Source organism: Roseateles violae, assembly GCF_030410485.1.
Classification (GTDB): Bacteria; Pseudomonadota; Gammaproteobacteria; order Burkholderiales; family Burkholderiaceae_C; genus Roseateles_D; species Roseateles_D violae.
In genome coordinates, this window is record NZ_JAUHHC010000002.1 from 780,020 (window position 1) to 806,807 (window position 26,788).

A 26,788-nucleotide genomic window follows, 5' to 3' on the forward strand; every position below is an offset into this window, starting at 1 on the left:
TCCCCGCTGCCGCGGGGTATGTTCGAATACCTTATGTTCAACGGTGCACCCGATCTGAGCCTGCTCGGCGATCTGCTGGCGGCTCTTGCCTATACCGCCTTCGCGCTGAACTTTGCGCTGCGCTTGTGGCGCAAGACGGCACCGGCCCACAGCATTTCCTATCTGTTCACCGCCGCGCTGGCGGGCAGCGCGCTTTGGGCCTGGCTGGAACTGGTCAGCGACTCCTTGCATTGGCCGGGGCGGCTGGAGACCTTGGTCCTGCCCTTTGCCGATCTGCTGCGCTACGGGCTGTGGTTCTTGTTCGTGCTGTCGCTGCTGCGGCCGAGCGCGGAGGCCAGCCGGCGCGGCGGCGATCTGCGCGCCTTGAATCTGCTGGCCGGTGCGTCGGTGGGTGCTGCGCTACTCCTGCTGTTGGCGCGCGAGTCGGGCGCGGAATGGGCGGCCTTGCTCGAGCGGCCGAGCGCATTCGCCGCGCTGATGCTGGCGGTCGTCGGCCTGATCCTGCTGGAGCAACTGTGGCGCAATGTCTCGTCCGATACGCGCTGGAATGCCAAGCCGGTCTGCCTAGGCTTGGGAGCGATCTTCGCCTTCGATCTGTTCGTCTATTCGCAGGCGGCGCTGTTCCGCAAGTTCGACAGCGATGCATTGATCATCCGCGCCGCGGTGCACAGCGCCGCCGTGCCGCTGCTATTCCTCGCCTCGCGCCGACACGCCGACTGGCTGAACAAGCTGCATGTGTCACGCGCGGCGGTCTTTCATTCGGCGACCCTGCTGCTGGTCGGCGCCTACCTGCTGCTGGTCTCGGCGGTCGGCTACTACGTGCGCTACACCGGTGGCGAATGGGGGCGTGCACTGCAGCTGGTGCTGGTCTTCGTCGCACTGATCGCATTGGCGGTGCTGGTAGTCTCCGGCTCGATGCGGGCACGGCTGAAGGTCTATATCAGCAAGAACTTCTTCAACTACCGCTACGACTACCGCGAGGAATGGCTGCGCTTCACCGCCGTGCTCTCGTCCGGCGCCTCGCCGCAGGAGATGGGCGTCACCGTCGTGCGAGCCTTGGCCAATCTGGTCGAAAGCCCGTCCGGCGCACTGTGGCTGCGGCATGGGCCGGATGCCGAGTTCGCGCAGGCGGCGCGCTGGAACGTGCCGCCGGTCACCGAGCGTGAGGCCGTCGACGCGAGCCTGGCGCGCTTTCTCGCAGAGCGCGGCTGGATCGTCGACCTCGATCAGTTGCGCCGCGGCGATGCCGACTACGCCGGCCTCGAAGCGCCGGCCTGGCTGCTGGCGGAGGCGCGCTACTGGCTGGCCGTGCCGCTTCTGGTGGGCGGCGAACTGATCGGCTTCGTCTGCCTGGGCCACGCGCGCACGGCGGTGGAGATCAACTGGGAGGTTCGCGATCTGCTGAAGACGGCCAGTTCGCAGGCCTCCAGCTATCTGGCCCAGATGCAGGCGGCCGAGGCCCTGCTTGAATCGAAGAAGTTCGACGCCTTCAACCGCATGTCGGCCTTCGTTGTCCATGATCTGAAGAACATCGTCACCCAGTTGTCGCTGATGATGAAGAACGCCAAGCGCCTGCGCGACAACCCGGAGTTCCAGCAGGACATGCTGGACACGGTCGAGAATTCGCTCGAGAAGATGCGCCAGCTGATGCTGCAGTTGCGCGAGGGCGACAAGCCGCATGGTGTCAGCAGTGGCGTGGACTTGCAGGCGATCGCCAGGCGCCTGCAGCAGGCGGCCGTCGGCAAGGGGCGGGTGCTGGAGCTGGAGCTGCTGTCGCAGGTCAGCACGCGTGGCCATGAGGAACGCATCGAGCGCGTGATCGGCCATGTGGTGCAGAACGCCTTCGATGCCAGCGCCGCCGATGCGCCGGTGTCCTTGCGCCTGGACAGCGCCGGCAGCCAGGCGCAGGTCCGCATCAGCGACCGCGGCTGCGGCATGTCGGAAGATTTCATACAGAATCGGCTCTTCAAGCCCTTCCAGACGACCAAGGCCAATGGCATGGGCATAGGCGCCTACGAAAGTTATCAATATCTGCAAGAGCTGGGAGGCAAGATCAGCGTGGAAAGCAAGCTCAACCGGGGCACGACGGTCACCATTCTGTTGCCGCTGTTCCATGCGACGACGGTGGCCGATATGTCGATGATCGGCGCCAAATGAGCGGCGCCGAACGTCAGCAGCAGCCGCTCCTGATCGTCGAGGACGATCTGGCGCTGCAGAAGCAGTTGAAATGGTCGCTGGACCGTTTTGAATCGGTCGTTGCCGACGATGTCGCCAGCGCACTGCTGCAGTTTCGCCGCCACAGCCCGGCCGTGGTGACGATGGACCTGGGCCTTCCGCCCGACCGCGATTCGGTATCGGAGGGCTTTCGCTGCCTGGAGCGGTTGCTGGAGCTCGATCCGAGCGCCAAGGTGATCGTGCTGACCGGCCAGAACGACCAGGAGAACGCCCTGCGCGCGGTGCGAATGGGGGCCTACGACTTCCTGGCCAAGCCGGTCGATCCGGATGTGCTGAGCCTGACCGTCGAGCGCGCCTACCGGATGTACGAGTTGCAGCAGGAGAACCGACGCTTGCAGACGGCGCAGCAGACCGATGCGCTGGGCGGCCTGGTGACGCGCGATGCCGGCATGCAGCGGATCTGCCGGATGATCGAGAAGGTCGCGCCCAGCGACGCAACGGTGCTCCTGCTCGGCGAAAGCGGCACCGGCAAGGAGTTGCTGGCCCAGGGCCTGCACGACGCGTCCAAGCGCAAGGGCCGCTTCGTCGCGATCAATTGCGCGGCGATTCCCGAGACGCTGCTCGAGAGCGAGCTGTTCGGCTACGAGAAGGGGGCCTTCACCGGCGCCGCCAAGACGACGATAGGCAAGATCGAGACGGCCAATGGCGGCACGCTGATGCTGGACGAGATCGGCGATTTGCCGATGCCGTTGCAGGCCAAGCTGCTGCGCTTTCTGCAGGAGCGCAAGATCGAGCGTGTCGGCGGCCGGCAGGAGATCTCGATCGACGTGCGCATCGTCGGTGCGACGCACCAGGACCTGCGTCGCCATATCGCCGACGGCCGCTTCCGAGAGGATCTGTACTACCGCCTGGCCGAGATCGTCATCGACATTCCGCCGCTGCGCGAGCGCACCGGCGATGCGGTGCTGCTGGCCCATGCCTTTCTGCGCCGCCATGCGGTCGAGCAGCGCCGCCCGGTGCTGGGCCTGAGCGACGATGCGGTGCGGGCGCTGGAGGCGCATCGCTGGCCCGGCAATGTGCGCGAGTTGCAGAACCTGATCAAGCGCGCCTCCATCATGGCCGATGGCGAGCGCGTCAGTGCCGCCGATTTGGGCCTGCAGGCAGGGCCGGCCGAGGGTGAGGAGGAGAGTTCGCTGGACCTGCGCACCGTCCGCGAGCGGGTCGAGCGCCAGACCGTTGTGGCCGCGCTGGCCCGTGCCGACGGCAATATCGTCAAGGCGGCCGAGATCCTGGGCGTCAGCCGTCCGACGCTCTATGACCTGATGAACCGATTGCAGATCAAGTGAAGATGAACAAGAAGAGCATGGACAAGGGATCGCCTGGCGCGCGTATGGCGAAGCAATGGCTGCGCCGGGGCGGCCGGGCCGCGATGCTGGCGACGGCGGCCGGCTTGCTGCTTGCGGCCTGCTCGGGCGAGTCCACGCAGACGCTGCTGGCCTCGGCGAAGAAGCATATCGAGGCCAAGGACAGCAAGGCGGCGGTGATCCAGCTGAAGAACGTCTTGCAGCAGGATCCGAAATCGGCCGAGGCGCGCTTTCTGCTTGGCAAGCTGCTGCTGGAAGGCGGTGACGGTGTCGGCGCCGAGGTCGAACTACAGAAGGCGCTGGACCAGGGCCATGACGCCGACGCGATTGCGCCGCTGCTGGCCAAGGCGCTGCTGATCTCGGGGCAGCCGGACAAGGTGCTGTCCAAGTTCGCCGATCGCAAGCTGCCACAGCCCAGGGCGCAGGCGGAATTGAGGCTGGTCATCGCCTCGGCCCAACTGGCCCAGGGCAAGCGTGAAGCGGCCATGGCCTCCGTTCAGGACGCGCTGCGCAGCGATGGCGGCAACGTCGAGGCGCGGCTGATGCGCATCCGGTTGCTGGCAGCGGGCAATGATCTGGCTGGCGCCAAGGACTATCTGACCGAGTTGCTGGCGGCTGCACCGGAAAGCAGCGAGGCCTGGCAGCTGAAAGGCGATCTGTTGCTGATCGAGAAGGATCAGGACGGGGCGACTGCGGCCTATCGCGAGGCGCTGCAGCGCGACAAGGCCAATGTGTCCGCCCACGGCGCGCTGATCGGCCTGCTGCTCGGCAACAAGGACAAGGCCGGTGCCGAGGCGCAGCTGAAGGCAATGCGCGAAGTGGCGCCGAACAATCCGCAGACCCGGCTCTACAAGGCGGTGATGGCGCTGGAAAACGGTGACGCGAAGGCCGCCATCGAGGAAACCCAGCAGCTGTTGAAGCGCTCGCCCAACGATCTGCGCGTGCTGCAGCTGGCCGGCTCGGCCGAGCTGCAGCGCGGCGGCCTGGTGCAGGCCGAGGCGCATTTCAGTAAGGCGGTGAAGCTGGCGCCGGAACTGGGCCGCGCACGGCTGCTGCTGGCCCAAACCTATCTGCGCATGGGCGAGCCGGCCAAGGTCGTCAAGCTGCTGCAGCCGATGACCGGCTCGAAGTCGACTTCGGCCGAAGCCAATGCGCTGACCGCGCAGGCCTTCCTGATGCAGGGTGATCCTGCTCGCGCCGAGGCGCATTTCGCCGCCGCTGCGCAACTGAATCCCAAGGACACGCGCAGCCGCACCGCGCTGGCGCTGGCCCAGGTCAGCAAGGGCCATGCGGAGCAGGGGCTGGACGAGTTGAAGGCAATCTCGGCCGTGGACACCGGGCCGACCGCCGACCTGGCACTGATCAGCACCTATCTGCGCAAGAAGGACTACGAGCGTGCGCTGAAGGCGATCGACAAGCTGGAGAGCAAGCAGCCCGGCGTGGCGACGGCCTCCATCCTGCGCGGCCAGGTCGAATTGCAGCGCGGCCGGCGCGAGCAGGCTCGCGCGGCCTTCGAAGCGGCGCTGAAGATCGACTCGAACTCCTTCCCCGCCGGTTACAACCTGGCCTCGCTCGATATCAGCGAGGGCAAGCCCGAGCTGGCGCAGCAGCGCTTCGAGAAGATGATCGAGGCCGACGCCAAGAACATGCGTGCCTATATGGCGCTGCTGGCCTTGCGCGCTCAGCAAGGTGCGGGCAAGGACGAGCTGGTCGCGCTGGCGACGCGTGCCGTCAAGGCCAATCCGACCGAGGTCATGCCGCGGCTGGCCCTGGTCAAGCTGCGCTTCGATGCCAAGGACATGAAGCCGGCCTTGGCGGCGGCGCAGGAGGGCGTCGCCGCCTTCCCCGATAACGCCGAGATGCTCGATCTGCTGGGCCAGATCCTCTACGTCAGCGGCGACGTCAACCAGGCGATCAGCACCTACAACAATCTGGCCGGGCTGCAGAGCAGTTCACCGCAGGCCCATCTGCGCCTGGGCGAGATCTATCTGGGCAAGAAGGACTATGCCAATGCGGCGCAGAGCTTCCGCAAGGCGCTGGTGTTGAAGCCGGAGCTGGTGCCCGCGCAACGCGGCCTGGCCTCGGCCGAGCTGGCGGCCGGTAGGAGCAAGGAGGCGATCACGGTCGCGCGCACGATGCAGGGCCAGCGCGGTAATGAGGCGCAGGGCCATCTGCTGGAGGGCGATATAGAAAGCAGCCAGAAGAACTGGAGCGCCGCGATCGCCGCTTATCGAACCGGCCTCGAGAAGAAGCCTTCGACCGAACTGGCAATCAAGCTGCACCGTGCCTTCACGGCCAGCGGCAAGCCGGATGAAGCTGCCAAATTCGAACAGGCCTGGCTGAAGCAGCATGCGCAGGACGTCGGCTTCGTCTTCTACCTCGGCGATGCGGCCCTGAACGCGGCCAGCTACGAGCAGGCGCTGAAGCGCTACCAGGCCGTGTTGCAGTTGCAGCCGGACAATGCCGCCGCGCTGAACAATGTGGCTTGGCTTCTGAACCGCGCGAAGCAACCGGGCGCGCAGGCCTATGCCGAGAAGGCTATCAAGCTGGCACCGAAGGAGCCGGCCTTCATGGACACGCTGGCCGAAATCTATGCCAGCAACGGCCAAGCAGCCAAGGCGCTGGAGACCCAGAAGGCCGCCGTGGAGGCCGGGCCGGACAATGCGAACCACCGCCTGCGCCTGGCTCGCATGTACGTCGAAGCCGGCGACAAGGAGCAGGCGCGCAGCGAGCTGAACCGCCTCGCGGCCCTGGGCGACAAATTTGCCGGCCAGGCCGAGGTGAAAAGCATGCTGGCGAAGCTCTGATTGGCCTTATATCGAAGGAAGCTCAGTGAACAGCAATCGGAGCCGATGGCGCGTCGCGGCCAAGACCTGGACCAGGGCGCTGCAAGCGCTGACGACCGCGCTGCTTCTGCTTGCTGGCTTTCTGGCATCCCTGCCGGCGCGCGCCGATCTGGCCGACACGGTCGTCCGCCTGAAACCCTCGGTGGTCTTGGTCGGCACTTATGAGGCGACGGACAGCCCACGCTTCACGTTTCGAGGCACCGGTTTTGTGGTCGGATCGGGTAATCTGGCGGTCACCAACGCGCATGTGCTGCCCGAGCCCGGTGCCGCCGTGGCGGCCGGCAAACAGCTGATGGTGCGGACGTGGACGGCGCCGAACCAATGGAGCGAGCGCATTGCCAAGCAGGTATCCGTCGATCGCCTGCACGATCTGGCCGTCCTGAGCTTCGAGGGTCCGCCCGTCAACCCGCTCAAGCTGAGCAGTGGGGTGCCCCGCGAGGGCAGCGGCGTCGCCTTCATGGGCTTCCCGATCGGTGGCGCGCTGGGCTTTTCCCATGTCACCCATCGCGCGACGATCTCGGCGCTGACCTCCGTGGCACTGCCGGCGCCAACGGCGGCCACCTTGAATTCCCGCAATATCTCGCAGCTGCGCGCCGGCGCCTTCAATCTGATGCAGCTCGATGGCACCGCCTATCCAGGCAATAGCGGCGGCCCGGTATTCGATATCGAGACCGGTGAGGTCCTCGGCGTCGTCAATATGGTTCTGCTGAAGGGGACCAAGGAATCGGTGCTGGCCCAGCCCTCCGGTATCAGCTACGCGATCCCGGTCGAGGCGGTGGCACGGCTGCTGAATCCATGAGGCGCTTTGGCGCGATCCGCGGGTGAAAAAAAAGATACTGTTCGTCGCGGAAGCGGTTTCGCTGGCCCATGTCGCGCGGCCCAGCGTGTTAGCTCGCATGCTCGATCGCGAGCGCTACGAGCTGGTCTTCGCGAGCAATGGACAGTACGCGCTGTGCACCGAAGGTCTCGATGCCGAGCGCTATGCAATCGACAGCATTTCGGCCGCTACCTTCTTGCAGCGGCTGGCGGTCGGCGATCCGGTTTATACGGAGCGCGAGTTGGCCGAGTATGTCGAGGCCGATCTGCGCATGCTGAAGACGGTTCGGCCGGACGTGGTGATCGGGGACTTCCGACTCTCGCTGTCAATCGCGGCACGACTGAGCGGCGTTCATCTGATGTCGCTGTGCAATGCCTATTGGAGCCCTTACGCCCGCGAGACGACGATGATGGCGCCCGATCTCCCAATGGCAAGGCTGCTCGGCTTTCCGCTGTTCGACCAGATCTTTCGGCTCGCCTGGCCGCTGGCCAGCCGGTATCACTGCCGCGCGATCAATAAGGTGCGGCAGCGCTACGGGCTCGGCAAGGTCGAGTCGCTGCGGCACTACTACTGTGATGGTGATACGGTGCTGTACGCGGATACCGAATCACTGGCACCGACGGTCGATCGACCGGCCTCTCATCACTACATCGGGCCAGTCGTCTGGTCACCCGATGTGGCGTTGCCTGCTTGGTGGGGAGCCGCGCTCGCCGATCCGCGGCCGCGTGTCTATATCAGTCTCGGCTCAACCGGTGCCGTCGATATGCTGCCTGCCATTATTGAGGCTTGCGTTGCAGAGGATTTCGTCTGCCTCGTCGCAACCGCAGGCCGTGGTGCCTTCGGCTCAGACTCTCCGCAGGTCTTCTGTGCCTCCTTCCTGCCAGGTAATCTTGCTGCTGAGGCGGCGGACCTTGTGATTTGCAACGGCGGCAGTCCCAGCAGTCACCAAGCGCTGATGGCTGGCACCCCGGTTCTGAGCGTCTGCTCGAATCTCGATCAGGTCCTGAATATGGGCACGATAACGCGTGCTGGCGCGGGACTAATGATGCGTGCCAGTGAATTCAAATTCTCGCGGGCGCGTCTGGCGCTTTTAAGCCTAATCCAAACCGGCTTTCGGCAAGCCGCCCGGAAAATCCAGGAAGACTTCGAGGGTAACGATCCAGAGCGGGTCATTTCGTCTCTGCTTGATCGTGCACTCGGTTGAATCGCGCGCTGCTCGGCCAACCGTCGCGGTATGGGTATGTGAGCAAGAAAATTCAACAAAACAAAAGGACCCCGAAGGGTCCTTTTTGAGCTGCCGTAACTCAGTCAAGCTTGCTTGTTCTGACGGCGCTTTGCCGTGAAGCCCAAGCCAGCCAGTGCGATGCCCGCGAGCGCCAAGGCGCCAGGCTCTGGCACTGTATTCACCAGTCGGGTAATTGACGTCGAAGTTGTCACCGCCAGTGCCAGTGTGTAATTGCCCGCAGCCAAGCCAGAGAGATTGATGCCAAAGTTCCCAAATCCGGCTGCGGCGGGGGAGCTGAAGTCTTGACCGTCAAATCCGGCCGATATGTTATCGTTCAGATCAAAAGCGTCGGCCGACTCAGTGCAGGCTCCAAAGGCAGCTGAGCAATCATTCGTGCCAGTTCCTTGAGGATTCCAGTTGATCTTCTGTCCGCTGCTGTTTGTCAGCGTAAAGGACGCGGTCATGTCTGCTTGACTCGAGAAGAGGCCGGCAAGACCTTCGTTAATTGCGACTCGCATATCCGGATCGGCTTGGAAACTGAAGCTGAGTCCGCCACCGGTGGTGGTGAAACTGATCGACATCACGGTATTGGATTGCTGCAGCGTACTTGCCGATGCCGCCCCGTTGCTTTTAAGCAGTGACTCGGCGATCTGATTGAGGTGCGTCGGGCTAGCGGTGACAAGCTGAGCTGTATACAACACGCTGTCGGCGTTGCTGTAGGTGCCAGGACCAGTGCCCAAGAATGCGAAGTTGTTCTCCGCACGGTTGATGGTGGAGCCTGGGGCGTTTGCTACCAGCGCATCAAGGACATTTCCCGACCGGGCGACACCGCCGCAGTTGTTCCCCACGCCCGGAGCGCCCGGAACGCCTGCGCAGGCGTCGGTTTGAGTCGTCGAGACCGCGTTTAGCTCTCCCACGTTCTTTTCGTTGAACGTGAAATTGCTGACGTTAATGGTGGTGCCGGCGGCCGCCGTCAGCAAAACATTCTGAATCTCTACATGCGACAGGGAGTAAACATACGCATGGGCCGGAGCCGCGCCGAACAACGCAGCACAAGCGGCCGACAGTGCAGACACTGCTTTCAGCTTTGCAAAGTGGGTCATGGTTAGATCCTTAGTGAAGCGATTGGCGGACATCGCCTTGGCGCTGACCCAGTTAAAGCAGAATGTGTGCCAGATCTCCAAGTCATTGATCGATAAGGAAATAACTGTCTCGCTATGGCTTGAATGGCATCGGGTGTCAAGAAAATCGACATCTCTTGCCACGCTATTGGCTCGGGCTACAGGGCCTTCAGCATCCGTGTGACTTCCCCCTGTGCCGGGAACTTGTCGCCCAGTTTCTCGAGCGCCTTGAGCTCGGCTGCGGCACCTTGCTTGTCACCGGCCTGCAGTTGCAGCTTGGCCAGATTCAGATGAAGCATCTGGTCCTTCGAGTCGAGGCTGACGGCCTTCTTCTGGATTTCCAGAGCTTTGTCAATCTGACCTTCTGCGGCGAGCGCTTGTGCCAGCGTATCCATAAGCCCCGGGGTATCCGGCTGCAGCTTCAACGCCTTCTCGGCATAGGGTGCGGCGCCCTTCTTCTTTAGTCTGGCCATCACCCAGGCGGTGTTATTGAGCGCGCCTACGTTATTGGGCTGCAGGGCCAGCAGCGCACGGAAGTATTGCTCCGCCTTTTCATAATCGCCGGCAACCATCGTGACATTGCCAATATAGGCCAGGAATTCCACGTCCTTGGGGCGCTCCGATAGCCATGCGTCGGCCATTTTTCCCGCAGCCTCGGCCTGCTTGGCGCTCATGAGGGCGGCATGCAGCTTGACCGCGAAGTCGGTCCTGGGATTTTTCTTCAGGCCCTTGCGCAGGGCGGTGATGGCGCCTTCCATGTTGCGCAGCGAGACCTGAGCCGACGCCTCCATCTGATAGCCGACCAGATCGTTCGGCCGCTGCGTCTGAACCGTCTGTGCTATCACGATCGCATCGCGCTGGCGCCGGTCGGCCATCGCGATCGTGTAGAGATACTGCTGGATCGGAAGGTAGTCGGGGTACATCGCGAGCGCTTGTCGCAAGCTTTGCTCCGCTGCCGTCGGGTTGTTGTCGGCCAGATGGACGCCAGCGATGCGGACGGCGGCGCGGGTCGACTGCGGCTCCATGCTGCCGAGCTTCTTGAAGGAGAGCAGGGCCTGTTGGCCCTCGCCGGCCGCTTGCTGCGCGCGCCCGAGCGCGTCCAGCGCATCGGCCGAGTTCGGGAATGCGGCCACCGTATCCTGTGCGACGCCTAGCGCCTGTTTCGGATCGGGCTTGTCAAGGTAGAGGTCCACCAGCAGAAGGCGGGGCTCCAGCGCTGCCGGGTTGTGCTTGATCGCGGTCTCGAGAATTTTGGCAATCTCATTCTTCGGCGCCTTCTCCGCCGTGCGAATCTTTGCCAGGGCCAGCAGTGCCTCCAAATTCTTTGGGTCGACGGCGAGGATCGCCTCGAAGCGTTTCCGGGCTTCGGCCGGTTTGCCGGCCTGAAGGTCGTAGCGGGCCAGCGTGATGACCGCCGGCACATAGGCCGGGTCGCGGGCAACGGCCTGCTCGAAGCCGGCCTTGGCCTTGGCGTCGTCCTTCTTCAGCGCGTAGATGCGGCCACGCAAATTCGGGGCGATCGGACCGTTGGGCTGCTTGGCCTCGAGCAGGTCGATGGCCTTCAGCGCGCGGTCCAGTTGCTGTCGGCGCATCAGCAGATCGATCAGGGCCAGATTGGCGCTGGTGCCGGGGTCGCTGGCCGCGATCTGCTGCAGCTCGGCGGCGGTCGCCTCGGCGGCGCTGGCGCCAGACTTGCGGTACTTTGCCAGCGTCAAGTGGGTTCGGTTCGCAGGATTGCCGGGATCGAGCTGGACGGCCTTGCCGAAGCTGGCGATTGCCTGATCAACCTTGCCGGCGGCCAGGTAGGCCTCGCCGGCGAGCGCGTGGGTCGTCGGGTCGTCGTCCCCCTTGAGCAAGGGCTGCAGCGTGCTGAGTACCTTGGCCGGCTGCCCCAGCCGCAGCAGCGTCTGTGCCAGCTGGCGGCGTGCAGACGGCTGTTCGGGATTCAGCGACAGCGCCTTGCTCAGCGAGCGCTCGGCCTCGATCAGTGAGCCGTTGGCGAGCTGGATGGCACCGGCCAACTGCAAGGCTTGCGGGTTCTCAGGCATGTTCTTCAGCGCAAGCTCGATCTTCTCGAGCGCCGGCTTCAGCTTCTTCTCGGCGAAGGCCAGCTGTGCCTCGTAGAAGGCCGTCATCGGATGATCAGGGTAGGTCTTGCGCAGCTCTGCGATCTGCTCGCCCGCCGTCTTCCAGTCTTTCTGACCCATTGCCAATGTGATCAGCCCGGAGCGCGCCTTCATATGGGTCGGATTCAGCTCCAGCGCCTTCCGAAAGGCCTCGCCGGCGGCCGCTGCATCCTGGCGAATCACGTAAAGGCTCTCGCCCTTCTGGACCCAGGCATCGGCGTTCGATGGATCGACCGTAACGGCCTTGTCCAGCAGGGCCAAGGTGCTGTCGTAGTCATGTCGCTGGGCAGCGACCCGGGCCTTCAACATCAAGGTGGCCGGAAAGTCAGGCAGCGCGCGCGTGGCTGCATCAATCGCTGCCTGCGCCCTCTGGCCGTCGCCCGCCAGCGCATAGGCCGCGGCCAGCGAGGTCTTCAGATCGGCGATTGCTTTGGGATCGTTGAGCTCGACATCGGCGAGCTCGCTTATCAGCTTCTGATGCGGTTGGCTGGCCAGCAGCGCGCGGGCCAGGGCCGGCGTGGCCTCGTCCTTCGAATAACCGAGCTCGATCGCTTTGCGCAGCTCGATGGCGGCCAGTGCGGGCTCGCCATTGTCCAGCAAGGCTTTGCCGAAGAGATAGCGGGCATCGGCGAGATCGGGATTCTGTTTCAGCGTCACCTTCAGCTGGACCAGGGCGGTCTTCAACTGCTTGGACTCGATGCTGGCGCGCGCTTCCCGCAACTGCTCCTCGGCGCTTTTCTCGCCGCAGGCGCTCAGCAGGATCAGGGTGCCGGTCAGCGATGCGAGCAGGGGTCTGGAGAAGACGGTCATGGATTCACCCAGGTGGAGGAGGGGATATCGTCGCATGACATGGTCGCCACGCGAGATCGGGTTGGGCCCGAGAAACTTTTGAATATCGCGCTCGGCGCACGACGATAACGCAGGAACTAGCCCTTGGCCGGCAGCATGAGGTCGGCAAGCGGGCGCCGCAGCGAGCGCGCGCTCGCCGGCTTGCCGGTGCCGACGCGACCCATGAAGACCGCATGGGCGGCGGCATCGGTGCCGACCAGTTCGGCGAAGCGCTGGTCGATCCGCCGAGCTAGCGCATCGAGGCCTGGCTTGCGCGAGAACGGCACATTGCCGCGCGCATAGCGGCTGAACACCAGCGGTGTCACCTCGGGCTGCAACTGCAGAGCCAGATGCGTGGCCGTGAGCCAGAAGCGCTGTACCGCGCGGCCGGCGGCGACGTAGTCGTCGATCGTCTGGGCCGGGTGGCGTGCCAGCAGCAGGAAATGCGCCGCACAGGCCAGGCCGGGAATGAAGTCGAGCTGGATGCGCGGCGCCCAGGTGCCGGCAAAAAAGCGGTTGAACACCTCGACCCGGGACCAGCTGTGCATGACGAACTGCATCAGCCGGGTCGTCAGCGGATCGGCGCCGAGCGCCTGATCGGGCACGCGCTCGGTGCTGAACTGGGCGTTCCATTCGATGATGTCTTTGTGGACCTGGTATGCCTCTGGCATCACCAGCCTCAGTTTGGCCGAGTGGAAGAGCAGCTTGGCCATGCGAAACCGGGCGTCGAAATCGTCGATCCAGGCGATCGAATACGCCGGGCCGATGGCGGCCTCCAGCGTCTGCCGCTGTTCCGCCGTCAGTGCCTGCATGCTCAGCGGCCGGCGCTGTACGCTGCGCCGCTCGATGCTGGCGTACAGCGGGTCCGCAGCCAGGGCCGGATCGGGCAGGAACTGCAGGTCGAAGACGGGCCGCTCTTCAGTCGAATCGGGCCGGCGGGTGCTCCTCATCTCCAACCCATGGTGGCTGGCCGCGATCGCGGCCGTTTCCAGCAAGGCGCCGATCGAGATCTGGCTCGGGTGACCGTCGAGGTCGTAGACGCAATGATCGCGCGTGTCAAAACCGTGTACGCGAACTTGCAAATCGCCCAGCACTTCGAAGCGCCAGGGCTGCGTGTTGTCGCCGCTGGGGGCCCAGCGGGCCTTGTCGAGAATCTGTGCGATGACGTCTTGCGAACTCATGAAACGGGCTTTCCTTGGCGAGGCGGCTCTGTCGATGATTGTCTTGGGCGCGACGCTTGGTGCATCATGCGCCGTTGATCATTGTCCTTGGCATAGGGTGAACCGTTGGACCATAACTCCGCTTTTGACTACCGTCGGGCATTTTCCAGAAACATCGGCTGGGTGACCGAGGCGGAGCAACAACGGCTGCGCGGCGCGCGGGTTGCGATCGCCGGGCTTGGCGGTGTCGGCGGCGCCCATTTGCTGACACTGGCGCGCTTGGGGGTGGCCAAATTCCATATCGCCGATTTCGATCGCTTCGAGGTTCACAACTTCAATCGCCAGGCCGGTGCCTTCATGTCGACCTTGGATCGACCGAAGGCCGAGGTCCTGGCCGAGATGGCGCGCGACATCAATCCGGAGGCCGAGGTCCGGGTGTTCGGCGAGGGGGTCACGCCGGAGAATGTCGACGATTTTCTGCGCGAGGTCGACGTCTATGTCGACGGCATCGATTTCTTTGCGATCGAGGCGCGCTTCCTGCTGTTCAGGAAAAGCTACGAGCGCAGCATCCCGGCGTTGACGGCCGCGCCGCTGGGCATGGGGGTCTCGCTGCTGTATTTCCGCCCCGGCGGCATGAGCTTCGAGCAGTATTTCGGCGTCGACGGTCGCACTCAGCAGGAGCAGTACGCGCGTTTCATTGCCGGCCTCTCGCCGGCAATGCTGCAGCGCGGCTATCTGGCGGCGCCGGAGGCGGTCAATTTCGACGAGCGACGCGGCCCCTCGACCGGCATGTCCTGCGATCTCTGTGCCGGCGTGATGGGCACCTCGGTGCTGAAGGTGCTGCTTGGCCGGGGCGAGCTGCGCGCCGCGCCCTGGGCGATGCAGTTCGATGCCTACAAGCAGAAGCTGCGCTTCACCTGGCGGCCGTTCGGCAATGCCAACCCCCTGCAGCGGCTGATGCTGCGCCTGATCCGGCCCATGCTGAAGGGGCAGGACAAGGCTCGTTAGTTGTGGCGACCCGACAGGCGGGCGTTGCAAGGGCTCCGAACCCCCGCTTGCGGGATTTGCCGGTGGGCTGCGATAGTGTGAAATCGGTGGCTACGCATGGACAGCCGCTATTTGTTACACATGCTCGGGCAATGCGTGAAGCTGTGCGCGAAAGCGCAGTTGCCGCAGGTGTTTGCGAGCCCTCGGTGGGCGAATTCGCTGTGGCATGATCCGGCCGCAGCTAGCCCCGGCGGTTTGTGGGTTTTGCTTGAGCCGTCGACCTGATTGACGGCCGAATACATACGATTTTGAGAGGACTTGCATTGAACACGATATTTGCTTTGATATCGCACCGCCTCCGCTTTGCTCTGTGTGCCGCCGCCCTGGGTTTGCTGACCGCCTGTGCGAGTTCCGGGAAATATCCGCCGGCGCCGGTGAGCGCGGCCACTCAGGATTACAGCTATGTGGTCGGTGCTGGCGACAGCATCAATATCATCGTCTGGCGCAATCCCGAGCTGTCGATGACGGTGCCGGTCCGCCCGGACGGCAAGATTTCGACCCCGCTGATCGACGAGATGATGGCGCAGGGCAAGAACTCGGTCGAGATCGCCCGCGAGGTGGAGAAGCAGCTGTCCAAATACGTCCGCGACCCGGTCGTGACCGTCATCGTCACCGGTTTTGTCGGTCCGTTCAGCGAGCAGATTCGCGTCGTCGGCGAGGCGGCCAAACCGCAGTTCCTGCCCTATAAGCAGAAGATGACCCTGCTGGACGTGATGATTGCCGTCGGCGGCCTGACCGATTTCGCGGCCGGCAACGACGCGACGATTCTGCGGTCCTCCGAAGGGAATAAGCAGTATTCGGTGCGGTTGAAGGATTTGATCAAGCGTGGCGATGTGTCGGCCAATGTCGATATGCGTCCGGGCGACATCCTGATCATTCCGCAAAGCTATTTCTGATCGCCTGGCCGTCGCTAATTTGGCGGCAACGGTCAGACGTCATTTTTCTTCGAATTGAACCCTGAGAATCTGTCCCAATGGATTTGCTGATCGCTCAAATCATTGCCATTGCCCGGCGGATGTGGAAGTACCGCTGGCCCGGCGTGGCCGTGGCTTGGGTCGCCGGCATCATCGGTGCCGTGCTGGTCTTCATGATTCCGGATCGCTATGAAGCGAGCGCCCGAATCTATGTCGACACCCAGTCCATCCTGAAGCCGTTGATGTCCGGCCTGGCGGTGCAGCCGAACGTCGAGCAGCAGGTCGTCATGCTCAGCCGCACGCTGATCAGTCGCCCGAATGTGGAGAAACTGGTGCGCATGGCCGATCTGGATCTGAAGAACCAGTCGAAGGCGCAGCAGGAAGCGACGATCGAGGAAGTGACCAAGAACCTGTCGATCCAAAGCACCGCGCGGGACAATCTCTATACCCTGGCCTTCCGCGATTCGCAGCCGGATACCGCCAAGCGCGTCGTGCAGTCCCTGGTGTCGATCTTCGTCGAGTCCAGCCTCGGTGCGACACGCAAGGACACCGCGACCGCGACGACCTTCCTGAACGAGCAGATCAAGTCCTACGAAGCCAAGCTCGAAGAAGCCGAGGCGCGGGTCAAGGAATTCCGCCTGCGCAATATCCAGGCGATGGCCAGCGACGGCAAGGACTCGGCTTCGCGCCTGAGTGAGGCCAGCGCGGCACTGGAGCGTGCCAAGCTCGAGTATCGCGAGGCCGTCAATGCCCGCGACGCTGCCCGATCGCAGCTCGAAGGCGAGCGCAATCGCGGCGCCAATGGCGGTGGCACCACGCAGAGCCTGCTGCAGGAATCGGCGCTGTCGATCGCCACGCCCGAGATCGACGCGAGGCTGGATGCGCAGCGGCGCAATCTGGACGGCCTGCTGCAGCGCTATACCGAACAGCATCCCGACATCGTCAGCGCCCGCAAGCTGATCAAGGACCTGGAAGAACAGAAGCGCAAGGAGCAGGCAGAGTTGCGCAAGTCCGCCTTGGCCAGCCCGAATATTGGTGCGCCGGGCAGTGCCAGCAATTTGGCTTATCAGGAACTGACCAAGTTGCTGGCGACGGCCGAGGTGCAGGTCGCTTCGCTGAAGGCGCGGGTGGACGAGTATTCGGCGCGCTACGCGCAGGCGGCGGCCGCCGTCAAGACGGCACCGCAACTCGAGGCCGAAGCCGCACAGCTGAATCGCGACTATGCGATCCACAAGAAGAACTACGAAGACCTGGTCGCACGGCGCGAGTCGGCCTCGATGTCCGGCGATCTGGACCAGACGGCGGGGGTCGCCGACTTCCGCCTGATCGATCCGCCGCGCGTGTCGCCGCGGCCCGTGGCGCCGAACCGCCTGCTCTTGCTGGCCGGTGCGATGCTGCTGGCGGTCTTTGCCGGCATCTTCGCCGCCTTTGCGGCCAGTCAGCTGCGTCCGGTCTTCCACGACGGTGCCGAGCTGCGCCGCCGCGTCGAGCTGCCGATTCTCGGCGTCGTTTCGCGACTGGTCACCGAGGCCGATCGCCGCCATCAGCGGGTCGACCTGATCCGCTTCGGGGCGGCCTCGGGCGGCTTGATCGGCCTGTATGTGCTGGGCCTGACGGTCATGGCGATTTTGTTGACTCGGCAGGTGGTGTGAGATGAGCAGCCTGATTGAACAAGCGGCGCAGCGCCTCGAACAGCTTCGCCAGGCGGGTGTCGTCCTGCCCGATGACAACCACCATCTTCAGTCGCGTGCCGCGGTGCCGGCCGAAGCGGCCGCCGCCGATCTGCCGCCGCCGCTGGAGATCGCGAGACCGGAGACGGTGCCGGGTGGATCGAAGCGGGTCGAACTCGATCTGCAAGCGCTGGCCACCCAGGGTTTCCTGACGCCGGCCTCGCCGCGTACCCATATTGCCGACCAGTACCGCGTGATCAAGCGGCCGCTGATCAAGAACGCCATGGGCAAGGGCGCCGCGACCTTGAACCATGCGAACCTGATCATGGTGACCAGCGCGCTGGCCGGCGAGGGCAAGAGCTTCACCTCGCTGAACCTGGCGCTGAGCATCGCCGCCGAAATGGACAACACGGTGATGCTGGTCGACGCCGACGTGGCACGCCCTTCGGTGCTGCGAATGCTGGGGCTGCCCCAGGGGCCGGGCCTGCTGGACGTGCTCGAGGACCAAGTCGACATGTCCGACGTGCTGATGCGCACCAATGTCGACAAGCTGACCCTGCTGCCCAGCGGCACGCCGCATGCGCGGGCGACCGAATTGCTGGCCAGCGATGCGATGAGCAATCTGCTCGACGACATGGCGCGGCGCTATCCCGACCGCATCATCATCTTCGATTCGCCGCCGCTGCTGCTGACCACCGAATCGCGCGTGCTGGCCTCTCATATGGGGCAGATCGTCGTGGTTGTTCATGCCGAAAAGACGCCGCAGAGTGCCGTCCATCAGGCGTTGGCTGCGATCGAATCCTGCCCGCTGAAGATGATGTTGCTGAATCAAGCCAGTGGCGGTGGTGCGGGCGGCTACGGTTATGGTTACGGCTATGGTTACGGCTATGGTTACGGTTATGGGCATGCCCATGAAGCTGCCAAGAGCTGAGGAACTTGCCATTGCCGAAGTCTTGACCATGCCGCGGGCCCTGAGCCAAAGCCTCATAGCGTGTGCCGTAGCGCTGAGTCTTGGTGCGGGTAGTGCTCAGGCGCAGGAGGGGGCGGGAGGTGGTTCCGGCGTAACAATCGTGCCCGGCTTTTCAGTCAGCCAGACGGCAACCGACAACAACAGGTTGAGCTCGACCAACAAGGATGCGGCCCTTATCACGGCGCTGACGCCCAGTATCAGCATTGCCAGCCATGGTGGTCGAGTGATCGGCACGCTGGACTACTCGATCAGCGGACTCATTTATCTGAAGACCGACCAGCAGAACACTGTCCAGCAGTCACTGACCGCGCGCGGCCAGGCCGAACTGGTGGACAAGCGGCTGTTTGTCGACGTCAGTGCGACGATAGGCCAGCAGGCGGTGTCCGCCTTCGGTCCGCAGTCGCCGGACCGGACGTTGGCCAATCCCAACCAGTCCGAGGTTGCCTCGCTCTATATCGCCCCCTATCTGGTCGGACGGATCGGCGATCTGGCTAGCTACGAGCTGCGCGGCAGTGCGACCGCAACGAGTGCCAAGGACTCGTCGCTCGGTGATTCGAAGGCGGGCGGCGGGTCGCTGCGGCTGGACGGTCTTGGCGGGCGCAAGCTGGGCTGGTGGGCAAGCCTGTCGACGCAGCGCTCGCGGTTCGGCTTTGACGGAGCTGAGAACGAGAATACGGTGGCCAATTTTGGATTGCGCTACCTACCCGATCCCGATCTGCAGCTGAAGGTCAATGCTGGACCCGAGCGTACCGACTACCTCGGCTTTTTACATAAGGGTGAGAACTACGGCGCGAATGCCAACTGGAAACCGTCGCCGCGCACGGATCTGCTGGTCGACTGGCAGTATCACGACTATGGCAACACCCATATGATCAGCTTCGATCACCGCATGGCCCGCTCGGCGATCCGCTACGCTGACACGAAAAACGTCTACGCCGGCAATCAGACCCGTTCGGCTGGCGCGGGTACGAATTACGACTTGCTGTTCCTGCAATTCAGCTCGATAGAGCCAGATCCCGTCAAGCGGGACGTGCTGGTGCGCAGCTTTCTGCAAGCGCTGGGGCTGAGTCCCGATGCGCCGATCAGTAGTGGGTCGCTGGCTTCGGCGCCGACGATGACGCGCACGCAGCAGCTGTCGCTGTCGCTGGAGGGCTTGCGAACGACGATGACCGGGCTGCTGAGCCAGACCACGACCGAACGGCTCGGTGCAATTATTCCGACCGGTGGCGACTTGGCGCAGTCGAACCGGATCGTCATGCGCGGCGGCTCGCTGACCATCGCTCACCGGCTGACGCCGATTAGCAGTGCCAATCTAACGCTCAGCGCGCAGCGCAGCCGCAGCGACGATACCGGGTTGCGGACGATGCTGCGCTCTCTGATTGCCAACTGGACGACTCAACTCGGCCCACGCGCCAACGCCTCGCTGGGTGCGCGCCACAGTGATTTCGAAGGCAGCCCGTCGTACACCGAGAATGCTGTCTTCGGTAATCTGGCCTGGCGGTTTTGACCATGTACGAAGCGTTCTACGGCCTGAGCAGCAAGCCCTTCCAGCTGAGCCCGGATCCGAATTTCTATTTCGGCAGCAAGCAGCACCGGCGCGCCAAGGCCTATCTGGACTATGGCGTGCTGCGCAATGACGGCTTCATCGTCATCACCGGCGAGGTCGGTGCCGGCAAGACGACCCTGCTGCGCGGCCTGCTCGACAGCCTGAACCGCAGCAACGTCATCATCGGCAATCTGGTCACGACCCAGCTCGATGCCGAGGACACCTTGCGCATGGTCGGCGCCGCCTTCGGAGTGCGCGTCAAGGATCTGCCCAAGTCCGAGCTGCTGATGACGCTGGAAGCCTTCTTCGTCAACCAGACCAGCCAGGGCAAGCGCTGCCTGCTGATCGTCGACGAGGCGCAGAACCTGAGCGCGCGCGCGGTGGAGGAGTTGCGCATGCTGTCGAACTTCCAGTTCAGCAACCAGTCGCTGCTGCAGACCTTTCTGGTTGGCCAGCCGGAGTTCCGCGGCATCCTGCAGAAGCCGGAGATGGAACAGTTCCGCCAGCGCGTCGCGGCGACCTGCCATATCGGCCCGCTGGACGAGGATGAGACGCGCGCCTATATCGAGCACCGGCTCAAATGCGCCGGCAGCAGCGGCAAGCCGACCTTCGAGGCCGAGGCCTTTCCGTCCATCTTCAAGGCCAGCCAGGGCATCCCGCGGCGCATCAACTCCTTGTGCGATAGGCTCTTGCTGCTGGGCTTCATGGCCGGGCGCACGCATCTGAGCCTGGCCGATGTAAACGAGGTTCTGCGCGATATTGCGCAGGAATCCGAGGTGCCGCTCAAGCCGGCGCCCAATGGTGCCGACACCGGTGCAGGCGCGCTCGCGGAACTGGGTCGGGTCGAACTGTCCCGTATCAATCTCAGCGCGGAGGAACTCGAGGCGCTCAGTTCAGAGGTCGGCGCGCTGGGGCAGGGGCATTACGCTGACCGCCTTTTGCGCCTGGAGGGCAGCCTGATGCGCCTGGAGCGCATCAATCTGCAGACGCTCGGACTGCTGCAGAAGTTGGTCGATGCAGTGAAATCCGATTGAGACAAGAGAGCATGGCGCAAGAAAAAATGCAGCAGTTGCAAGAACCGATCGCGACGATGGCACCGGTGATGTGCGTCGTCGGCGCGCGGCCGAACTTCATGAAGATGGCGCCCATCCTGCGCGCGCTGGCCGAGCATGTGCCGCCGATCCCGGCGCTGCTGCTGCATACCGGCCAACACTACGACACCGACATGAGCAAGAAGCTCTTCGTCGACCTCGGCCTGCCGCAGCCAGACATCAATCTGGAGGTCGGTTCCGGCTCGCACGCGCAGCAGACGGCCGAGGTGATGCGTCGTTTCGAGCCCGTGCTGGATGAGCACAAACCGTCTTGCGTGCTGGTGGTCGGCGACGTCAACTCGACCCTGGCCTGCACCCTGGTCGCGGTCAAGAAGGACGTGCCGGTCGCCCACGTCGAGGCCGGCCTGCGCAGCTATGACCGTCGCATGCCGGAGGAGATCAACCGCATCCTGACCGATCAGGTGGCCGACAAGCTCTACACGACCGAGCGCAGCGCTGCCGGCAATCTGGAGCGCGAGGGCATCGCGGCCGAGCGCATCTGCTTCACCGGCAATGTGATGATCGATTCGCTGGAAGCCAGCCGCCCGCATGCGAAGCCGCCCGCGCAAACGCTGCAGGCCCATGGCCTGTCGGCTGAACTGGTCGGTGCACCGCAGGGCTATGGCGTCGTCACCCTGCACCGGCCGTCCAATGTCGACACGCCCGAGATGCTGACGCGCCTGCTGGGCGTGCTGGCCCAGGTCTCGCGCGATCTGCCGCTGGTGTTCGCGATGCATCCGCGCACGCGCAGCAATATCGAACGCTTCGGTCTCACCGGCCTGCTGGACCCGGCCCGCGTTGCGGTGCTGCCGCCGCAGGGCTATCTGGAGATGCTGGGTCTGATGGCCGGCGCGACCCTGGTGCTGACCGATTCCGGCGGCCTGCAGGAAGAGACGACGGCGCTGGGCGTGCCCTGCCTGACCCTACGCGAGAACACCGAGCGGCCGATCACGGTGGAGCAGGGCACGAACACGATGGTCGGCGTCGAGCCGGCCGCCATCCTGGCCGGCGTGGGCGAGATCCTCTCCGGCCGCGGCAAGCGCGGCCGCGTGCCCGAGTACTGGGACGGCCATGCGGCCGAGCGCATTGCTGCCGACCTGTGGCAATGGCTGGCCGCACCCGCTCGAGGCTGAGGAAGCAATCGATGCTGATGCCCGCCCAGAAACCGCTGTTGCGCAACGCGATGACCATCGACGTGGAAGACTACTTCCAGGTCTCGGCCTTCGCGCCCTATATCGCTCGCAGCGACTGGGACGCGCGCGAGTGCCGGGTCGAGCGCAATATCGAGCGCATCCTGGCGCTGCTGGCCGAGCGCAACACCCAGGCGACCTTCTTCACCCTGGGCTGGGTGGCCGAGCGCTATCCGCAGCTGGTGCGGGCCATCGTCGATGGCGGTCATGAACTGGCCAGCCATGGCTACGGCCATGAACGTGCCAGCGATCTGAGCCCGCAGCAGTTCGCGCAGGACGTCGGCCGCGCGAAGAAGCTGCTGGAGGACATCGCTGGCCAGCCGGTGCTCGGCTACCGGGCCCCGAGCTTCTCCATCGGCGAGGGCAATCTCTGGGCCTTCGATACCTTGCTGGAGGCGGGCTACCGCTACAGCTCCAGCGTCTACCCGATCGCGCACGACCATTACGGCATGCCCGACTCGCCGCGCTTCGCCTACCCGGTGCGCGAGGGCCTGCTCGAGGTGCCGGTGACCACGCTGCGCATGTTCAATCGCAATCTGCCGTCCAGCGGCGGCGGCTATTTCCGTTTGCTGCCGTACGCGCTGTCGCGCTGGCTGATCCGTCAGGTCAACGAGCGCGATCAGCAGGCCGCGGTGTTCTATTTCCATCCCTGGGAAATCGACGGCGGACAGCCGCGGATTCCCGGCATCGACGCGAAGACGCGTTTCCGGCATTACGTCAATATCGCGCGCACCCACGACCGCATCGCGCAGCTGCTGCAGGATTTCGCCTGGGGCCGCATGGACGAGATCTTCCTCGGCAGGCCGGCCGCTCATGCCGAAGCACGGTGCGCCTGAATGGGGATGCCGCTGCAGATCAAGCGCCTGTCGGCGCAGGATGGCGATACCGCCCGGCGCTGGGATGCCTTTGTGTTTGCCTGTCCGCAGGCCAGCTTCTTCCACCGCGCCGGCTGGCTGAAGCTGGTCGAGCAGCAGTTCGGCCACCAGGGCTTCTTCCTCTATGCGGAGCGCGACGGGGAGATCGTCGGCGTGTTGCCGCTGGCGCAGAACAAGAGCCTGCTCTTCGGCCATGCGCTGGTGTCGCTGCCCTTCGGCGTCTATGGCGGCATCGCCGCCGTCGACGAGGCCGCCGCGAACGCGCTCGAAGCGGAGGCGCAGCGGATTGCGCAAGAGCTCGGCGCCGAGCATCTCGAGTTCCGCAATGTCGCGCCGCGTCATCCGGACTGGCCACGCCAGGATCTCTATGTGACCTTCCGCAAGCAGATCCTGCCGGACGAAGAAGCCAATATGCTGGCCATCCCGCGCAAGCAGCGCGCGATGGTGCGCAAGGGCATCAAGAACGGCCTGGTCGGCCAGATCGATGCCAATGTCGACCGCTTCTTCGCGCTCTATGCGGACAACGTCCATCGCCACGGCACGCCGGCCATGCCCAAGCGCTATTTCGAGGCGCTGCTGGCCGAGTTCGGCCCCGACGCCGAGGTGCTGACCGTCAGCGCGCCCGACGGCCGGCCGCTGAGCTCGGTGCTGAGTTTCTACTTCCGCGACGAGGTGCTGCCGTATTACGCCGGCGACGACGAATCGGCGCGTGAGCTGGCGGCCAACGACTTCAAGTACTGGGAGCTGATGCGCCGCGCCTGTGCGCGCGGGCTCAAGGTCTTCGACTACGGCCGCAGCAAGCAGGGCACTGGCTCCTACTCCTTCAAGAAGAACTGGGGCTTCGAGCCGACGCCGCTGCACTACGAGTACTGCCTGTACAAGCGCGAGGCGGTGCCGCAGAACAATCCGAACAATCCAAAGTACCAACTGATGATCAGGACCTGGCGCCGCCTGCCGATCGCCGTGGCGAACTGGCTGGGGCCCTTCATCGTGCGCAGCCTGGGTTGAGTGCGATGGCCAATCTCCTCTATCTGGTCCATCGCCTGCCGTATCCGCCCAACAAGGGCGACAAGCTGCGCTCCTGGCATCTGCTCAAGCATCTGGCGGCGCGGCACCGCGTCTTTCTGGGCACCTTCGTCGACGATGCCGAGGACTGGCAGCATGTCGATCATCTGCGCGGCCTGTGCGCCGATGTGCATGCGGCGGCGCTGAGCCCCTCGCGTGCCAAGCTGGCCAGCCTGCGCGGTCTGGTCAGCGGCGAGGCGCTGAGCCTGCCTTACTACCGCGATGCCGGCCTAACGCGCTGGGTTCAGCAGACGGCCGCGGCCAACCGCCTGGACGCGGTGGTGGTCTTCTCGTCGACGATGGCGCAGTATGTGCAGACGCTGCCCGGCCTGCCGATGCTGGTTGACTTCGTCGATGTCGATTCGGCCAAATGGACCGACTACGCCAAGACCCATGCCTGGCCGATGTCGTGGCTGTACCGACGCGAGGGCCGCGAGCTGCTGGCCTTCGAGCAGGCGGTGGCGGCACGCGCGCGCTGCTCCTTTTTCGTCACCGAGAACGAGACCGCGCTGTTCCGCCGGCTGTCGCCGGCGCTGCGCGCCGAGTTGCAGGCGCTGGGCAATGGCGTCGATGCCGACTTCTTCTCGCCCGAGCCGGGCCGTGCCTCGCCGTTCCCGGCCGGCCAATGGCCGCTGGTCTTCACCGGCGCGATGGACTACTGGCCCAATGCCGATGCGGTGATCTGGTTTGCCGAGCAGGTGCTGCCGGCGCTGCGCCAGCGCCATCCGCAGCTGCAGTTCCATATCGTCGGACGCAATCCGACGCCGGCCGTGCAGGCGCTGGCAGCCGACCCGGCGCGCGGCGTCAGCGTCAGCGGCACGGTGCCCGATGTGCGGCCCTATCTGCAGCATGCGGCGGCCGTCGTCGCGCCGCTGCGCCTGGCGCGCGGCATCCAGAACAAGATTCTGGAGGCAATGGCGATGGCGCGCCCGGTGGTCGCCGCCGCCAGCTGCGTGCAGGCGATTAGCGCCGAGCCGGGCACCGAACTGCTGGCGGCCGAGTCGGCCGAGGACTATGTGCGCGAGCTCGGGGGCCTGCTCGACGACGCCGGGCGCGCCGCCCGCATCGGGACCGCCGGTCGCTCGCGCGTGCTGGCCGGCTACAGCTGGGACGCCCATCTGGCCGGCCTGGACCGGCATCTGGACGATCTGGCGACAAAGGTGGCCGCATGAGGCCGGCGCCGCTTTCGCCGGCCTGGCGGCGCGCCTTGCCCGGCTTTCTGGTGCTGCTGCTGGGCGTGCTGCTGCTGTACCGGCAGACCGGCCTGGCCATGGTCGAGATCTGGTACCGCTCGGAAACCTTCGCCCATGCCTTCGTCGTGCCGCCGATCTCGCTGTGGCTGATCTGGCGCCAGCGTGCGGTGCTGGCGCAGCTGACGCCGCGGCCGCAGGCGATCTTCCTGCTGCCGATGGCGGCGGCCGGCCTGCTGTGGCTGGTCGGCGATCTGGCCGCGGTCAATGCGGCGACGCAGTTCGCCTTCACGGCCATGCTGGTGCTGACGGTGCCGGCTGCGTTGGGCTGGGCAGTCGCGCGCAGCATCGCCTTTCCGCTGCTCTTCCTGTTCTTCGCGGTGCCCTTCGGCGAATTCCTGATGCCGCTGCTGATGGAGACGACGGCCGATTTCACCGTTGCCGCGCTACGCCTGAGCGGCATCCCGGTCTACCGCGAGGGCCTGCAGTTCATCATCCCCTCCGGCAACTGGTCGGTGGTCGAGGCCTGCAGCGGCATCCGCTATCTGATGGCCTCGGTGATGGTAGGCTGCCTGTTCGCCTACCTGAACTACCGCTCGACCAAGCGGCGCTGGATCTTCGTCGGCATCGCCACCGTGCTGCCCCTGGTCGCGAACTGGCTGCGTGCCTACATGATCGTGATGCTGGGTCATCTATCCAGCAACCAGCTGGCCGTCGGTGCCGACCACCTGATCTATGGCTGGGTCTTTTTCGGCATCATCATGCTGGCCCTGTTCATGATCGGCGCGCGCTGGGCCGAGCCCGATGCGCCGCCGCCGGCGCCGCCGGCGATTCCGCCGGCCGCGGCGATCACGCGCCGGGGCGCGGCCGTCTGGGTCGCGCTGGGCCTGCTGATCGCGGCGCCGCTGGCCACCAGCCGCGCGCTCGATGCGCAGGCGCCGGGCCAGCCGTTGAGCCTGGCCGCACCCGACTTTGCCGCCCGCGGCTGGCCCGCGGCCGAGGCGCCGCCGGCGCGCTATCGGCCCGCCTTCGAATTCCCGGCCGCCGAACTGCAGACGGCCTACAGCAGCGGCGACGCCGGCGCCGCGGTCGGCCTCTATATCGGCTACTACCGCCAGCAGGGCTATCGCAGCAAGCTGGTCAGCTCGAACAATGTGCTGCTCCGATCCAACGATCGGCACTGGGCACAGGTCGACGGCGGTGTGGTCGAGGGAACGGTCGGTGAAACGGCGGCCCGGCTGCGCACGGCCGAACTGCTTGGCAGCAGCCGTTCGCTGGAGGCGATCGATGGCCAGCGCCTGCGCGTCTGGCAGCTGTACTGGGTGGACGGCCGGCTGACCAGCGCCGACTGGCAGGCCAAGCTGTACGGCGTGCTGGGCCGTTTGCTGGGCCGTGGCGACGATGCGGCGGTCGTGGTGGTCTATGCCGACAAGGGCCAGGCCGGGGAAGGCGACGCGCTGCTGCGCCGTTTCCTGCAGGACAACGGCGCCGGCCTGCAGGGCTGGCTGCAACAGACGCGAGAGGCCGGCCGGGCCGGCTCTCGGTGACAATCAACAAAGCGTAAGAGG

The 26,788-nt window shown here is 64.9% G+C and carries 19 protein-coding genes; 16 read left to right on the forward strand and 3 right to left on the reverse strand.

Annotation, left to right across the window (positions count from 1 at the left end):
• The first annotated feature begins 18 nt into the window (after window positions 1-18).
• Genes prsK through QWJ38_RS09130 form a run of 5 tightly spaced genes read left to right on the forward strand, consistent with a single transcriptional unit; the run spans window position 19 to window position 8,406 of the window.
• Window positions 19-2,157, forward strand: coding sequence for an XrtA/PEP-CTERM system histidine kinase PrsK (gene prsK, locus QWJ38_RS09110; protein WP_290358732.1), 2,139 nt, complete (start codon window positions 19-21; stop codon window positions 2,155-2,157).
• Window positions 2,154-3,521 (forward strand): PEP-CTERM-box response regulator transcription factor, encoded by a 1,368-nt coding sequence (prsR, locus tag QWJ38_RS09115; protein WP_290358733.1) that lies wholly within the window; start codon window positions 2,154-2,156, stop codon window positions 3,519-3,521. Before prsK ends, prsR begins: the two co-directional genes overlap by 4 nt.
• 2 nt (window positions 3,522-3,523) lie before the next feature.
• Window positions 3,524-6,346 carry an XrtA/PEP-CTERM system TPR-repeat protein PrsT gene (gene prsT / locus QWJ38_RS09120; protein WP_290358734.1) on the forward strand — a complete coding sequence of 941 codons (2,823 nt, stop codon included), beginning with the start codon at window positions 3,524-3,526 and terminating at the stop codon, window positions 6,344-6,346.
• 25 nt (window positions 6,347-6,371) lie between these two features.
• A complete protein-coding gene (locus QWJ38_RS09125) occupies window positions 6,372-7,184 on the forward strand; it encodes a S1 family peptidase (RefSeq protein WP_290358735.1) in 813 nt (270 codons plus the stop codon).
• A 22-nt stretch (window positions 7,185-7,206) separates the two neighbouring features.
• A complete protein-coding gene (locus QWJ38_RS09130) occupies window positions 7,207-8,406 on the forward strand; it encodes a glycosyltransferase (RefSeq protein ID WP_290358736.1) in 1,200 nt (399 codons plus the stop codon).
• 104 nt (window positions 8,407-8,510) lie between these two features.
• On the opposite strand, the gene QWJ38_RS09135 is transcribed toward QWJ38_RS09130, so the two are convergent.
• From QWJ38_RS09135 to QWJ38_RS09145, 3 genes are all read right to left on the reverse strand, one after another.
• The gene (locus tag QWJ38_RS09135; RefSeq protein WP_290358737.1) at window positions 8,511-9,611 is read right to left on the reverse strand and encodes an EDSAP-1 family PEP-CTERM protein; all 1,101 of its coding nucleotides are present in this window, start codon (window positions 9,609-9,611) and stop codon (window positions 8,511-8,513) included.
• A 95-nt stretch (window positions 9,612-9,706) separates the two neighbouring features.
• Window positions 9,707-12,484 carry an XrtA/PEP-CTERM system TPR-repeat protein PrsT gene (prsT, locus tag QWJ38_RS09140; protein ID WP_290358738.1) on the reverse strand — a complete coding sequence of 926 codons (2,778 nt, stop codon included), beginning with the start codon at window positions 12,482-12,484 and terminating at the stop codon, window positions 9,707-9,709.
• Window positions 12,485-12,600: 116 nt separating this feature from the next.
• A complete protein-coding gene (locus tag QWJ38_RS09145; protein ID WP_290358739.1) occupies window positions 12,601-13,683 on the reverse strand; it encodes a nitroreductase family protein in 1,083 nt (360 codons plus the stop codon).
• Between the two features lie 105 nt (window positions 13,684-13,788).
• Between QWJ38_RS09145 and QWJ38_RS09150 the strand changes: the two genes are divergently transcribed.
• The 11 genes from QWJ38_RS09150 (at window position 13,789) to xrtA (ending at window position 26,767) form a co-directional block, all read left to right on the forward strand.
• Complete coding sequence (locus tag QWJ38_RS09150; RefSeq protein ID WP_290358740.1) at window positions 13,789-14,670, forward strand: ThiF family adenylyltransferase; 882 nt, start codon at window positions 13,789-13,791, stop codon at window positions 14,668-14,670.
• 368 nt (window positions 14,671-15,038) lie between these two features.
• On the forward strand, window positions 15,039-15,605 hold the full coding sequence (locus tag QWJ38_RS09155; RefSeq protein ID WP_290358984.1) for an XrtA/PEP-CTERM system exopolysaccharide export protein: 567 nt from the start codon (window positions 15,039-15,041) through the stop codon (window positions 15,603-15,605).
• A gap of 77 nt (window positions 15,606-15,682) precedes the next feature.
• The gene (locus QWJ38_RS09160) at window positions 15,683-17,275 is read left to right on the forward strand and encodes an XrtA system polysaccharide chain length determinant (protein ID WP_290358741.1); all 1,593 of its coding nucleotides are present in this window, start codon (window positions 15,683-15,685) and stop codon (window positions 17,273-17,275) included.
• Window position 17,276: 1 nt separating this feature from the next.
• Complete coding sequence (locus QWJ38_RS09165; protein ID WP_290358742.1) at window positions 17,277-18,224, forward strand: XrtA-associated tyrosine autokinase; 948 nt, start codon at window positions 17,277-17,279, stop codon at window positions 18,222-18,224.
• Window positions 18,199-19,770 carry a TIGR03016 family PEP-CTERM system-associated outer membrane protein gene (locus tag QWJ38_RS09170; RefSeq protein ID WP_290358743.1) on the forward strand — a complete coding sequence of 524 codons (1,572 nt, stop codon included), beginning with the start codon at window positions 18,199-18,201 and terminating at the stop codon, window positions 19,768-19,770. The genes QWJ38_RS09165 and QWJ38_RS09170 overlap by 26 nt, the downstream gene beginning before the upstream one ends.
• A gap of 2 nt (window positions 19,771-19,772) precedes the next feature.
• On the forward strand, window positions 19,773-20,843 hold the full coding sequence (locus QWJ38_RS09175; protein WP_290358744.1) for an XrtA/PEP-CTERM system-associated ATPase: 1,071 nt from the start codon (window positions 19,773-19,775) through the stop codon (window positions 20,841-20,843).
• An 11-nt stretch (window positions 20,844-20,854) separates the two neighbouring features.
• On the forward strand, window positions 20,855-22,033 hold the full coding sequence (wecB, locus tag QWJ38_RS09180) for a non-hydrolyzing UDP-N-acetylglucosamine 2-epimerase (protein WP_290358745.1): 1,179 nt from the start codon (window positions 20,855-20,857) through the stop codon (window positions 22,031-22,033).
• 17 nt (window positions 22,034-22,050) lie between these two features.
• Window positions 22,051-22,926 (forward strand): XrtA system polysaccharide deacetylase, encoded by an 876-nt coding sequence (locus tag QWJ38_RS09185; protein ID WP_434063961.1) that lies wholly within the window; start codon window positions 22,051-22,053, stop codon window positions 22,924-22,926.
• Between the two features lie 6 nt (window positions 22,927-22,932).
• The gene (locus tag QWJ38_RS09190) at window positions 22,933-23,973 is read left to right on the forward strand and encodes a FemAB family XrtA/PEP-CTERM system-associated protein (protein ID WP_290358985.1); all 1,041 of its coding nucleotides are present in this window, start codon (window positions 22,933-22,935) and stop codon (window positions 23,971-23,973) included.
• A gap of 5 nt (window positions 23,974-23,978) precedes the next feature.
• Entirely contained in the window at window positions 23,979-25,202 is a 1,224-nt protein-coding gene (locus QWJ38_RS09195) for a TIGR03087 family PEP-CTERM/XrtA system glycosyltransferase (RefSeq protein WP_290358747.1), read from the forward strand.
• Window positions 25,199-26,767, forward strand: a complete 1,569-nt coding sequence (gene xrtA / locus QWJ38_RS09200) for an exosortase A (RefSeq protein WP_290358748.1) — start codon at window positions 25,199-25,201, stop codon at window positions 26,765-26,767. Before QWJ38_RS09195 ends, xrtA begins: the two co-directional genes overlap by 4 nt.
• Window positions 26,768-26,788 lie beyond the last annotated feature (21 nt).

Coding starts and splice junctions, on each gene's coding strand:
- prsK (WP_290358732.1), top strand. CDS start 19: ATGTTCGAATACCTTATGTTCAACGGTGCACCCGATCTGAGCCTGCTC.
- prsR (WP_290358733.1), top strand. CDS start 2,154: ATGAGCGGCGCCGAACGTCAGCAGCAGCCGCTCCTGATCGTCGAGGAC.
- prsT (WP_290358734.1), top strand. CDS start 3,524: ATGAACAAGAAGAGCATGGACAAGGGATCGCCTGGCGCGCGTATGGCG.
- prsT (WP_290358738.1), bottom strand. CDS start 12,484: ATGACCGTCTTCTCCAGACCCCTGCTCGCATCGCTGACCGGCACCCTG.
- QWJ38_RS09145 (WP_290358739.1), bottom strand. CDS start 13,683: ATGAGTTCGCAAGACGTCATCGCACAGATTCTCGACAAGGCCCGCTGG.
- QWJ38_RS09160 (WP_290358741.1), top strand. CDS start 15,683: ATGGATTTGCTGATCGCTCAAATCATTGCCATTGCCCGGCGGATGTGG.
- QWJ38_RS09165 (WP_290358742.1), top strand. CDS start 17,277: ATGAGCAGCCTGATTGAACAAGCGGCGCAGCGCCTCGAACAGCTTCGC.
- QWJ38_RS09170 (WP_290358743.1), top strand. CDS start 18,199: ATGCCCATGAAGCTGCCAAGAGCTGAGGAACTTGCCATTGCCGAAGTC.
- QWJ38_RS09175 (WP_290358744.1), top strand. CDS start 19,773: ATGTACGAAGCGTTCTACGGCCTGAGCAGCAAGCCCTTCCAGCTGAGC.
- wecB (WP_290358745.1), top strand. CDS start 20,855: ATGGCGCAAGAAAAAATGCAGCAGTTGCAAGAACCGATCGCGACGATG.
- QWJ38_RS09185 (WP_434063961.1), top strand. CDS start 22,051: ATGCCCGCCCAGAAACCGCTGTTGCGCAACGCGATGACCATCGACGTG.
- QWJ38_RS09190 (WP_290358985.1), top strand. CDS start 22,933: ATGCCGCTGCAGATCAAGCGCCTGTCGGCGCAGGATGGCGATACCGCC.
- QWJ38_RS09195 (WP_290358747.1), top strand. CDS start 23,979: ATGGCCAATCTCCTCTATCTGGTCCATCGCCTGCCGTATCCGCCCAAC.
- xrtA (WP_290358748.1), top strand. CDS start 25,199: ATGAGGCCGGCGCCGCTTTCGCCGGCCTGGCGGCGCGCCTTGCCCGGC.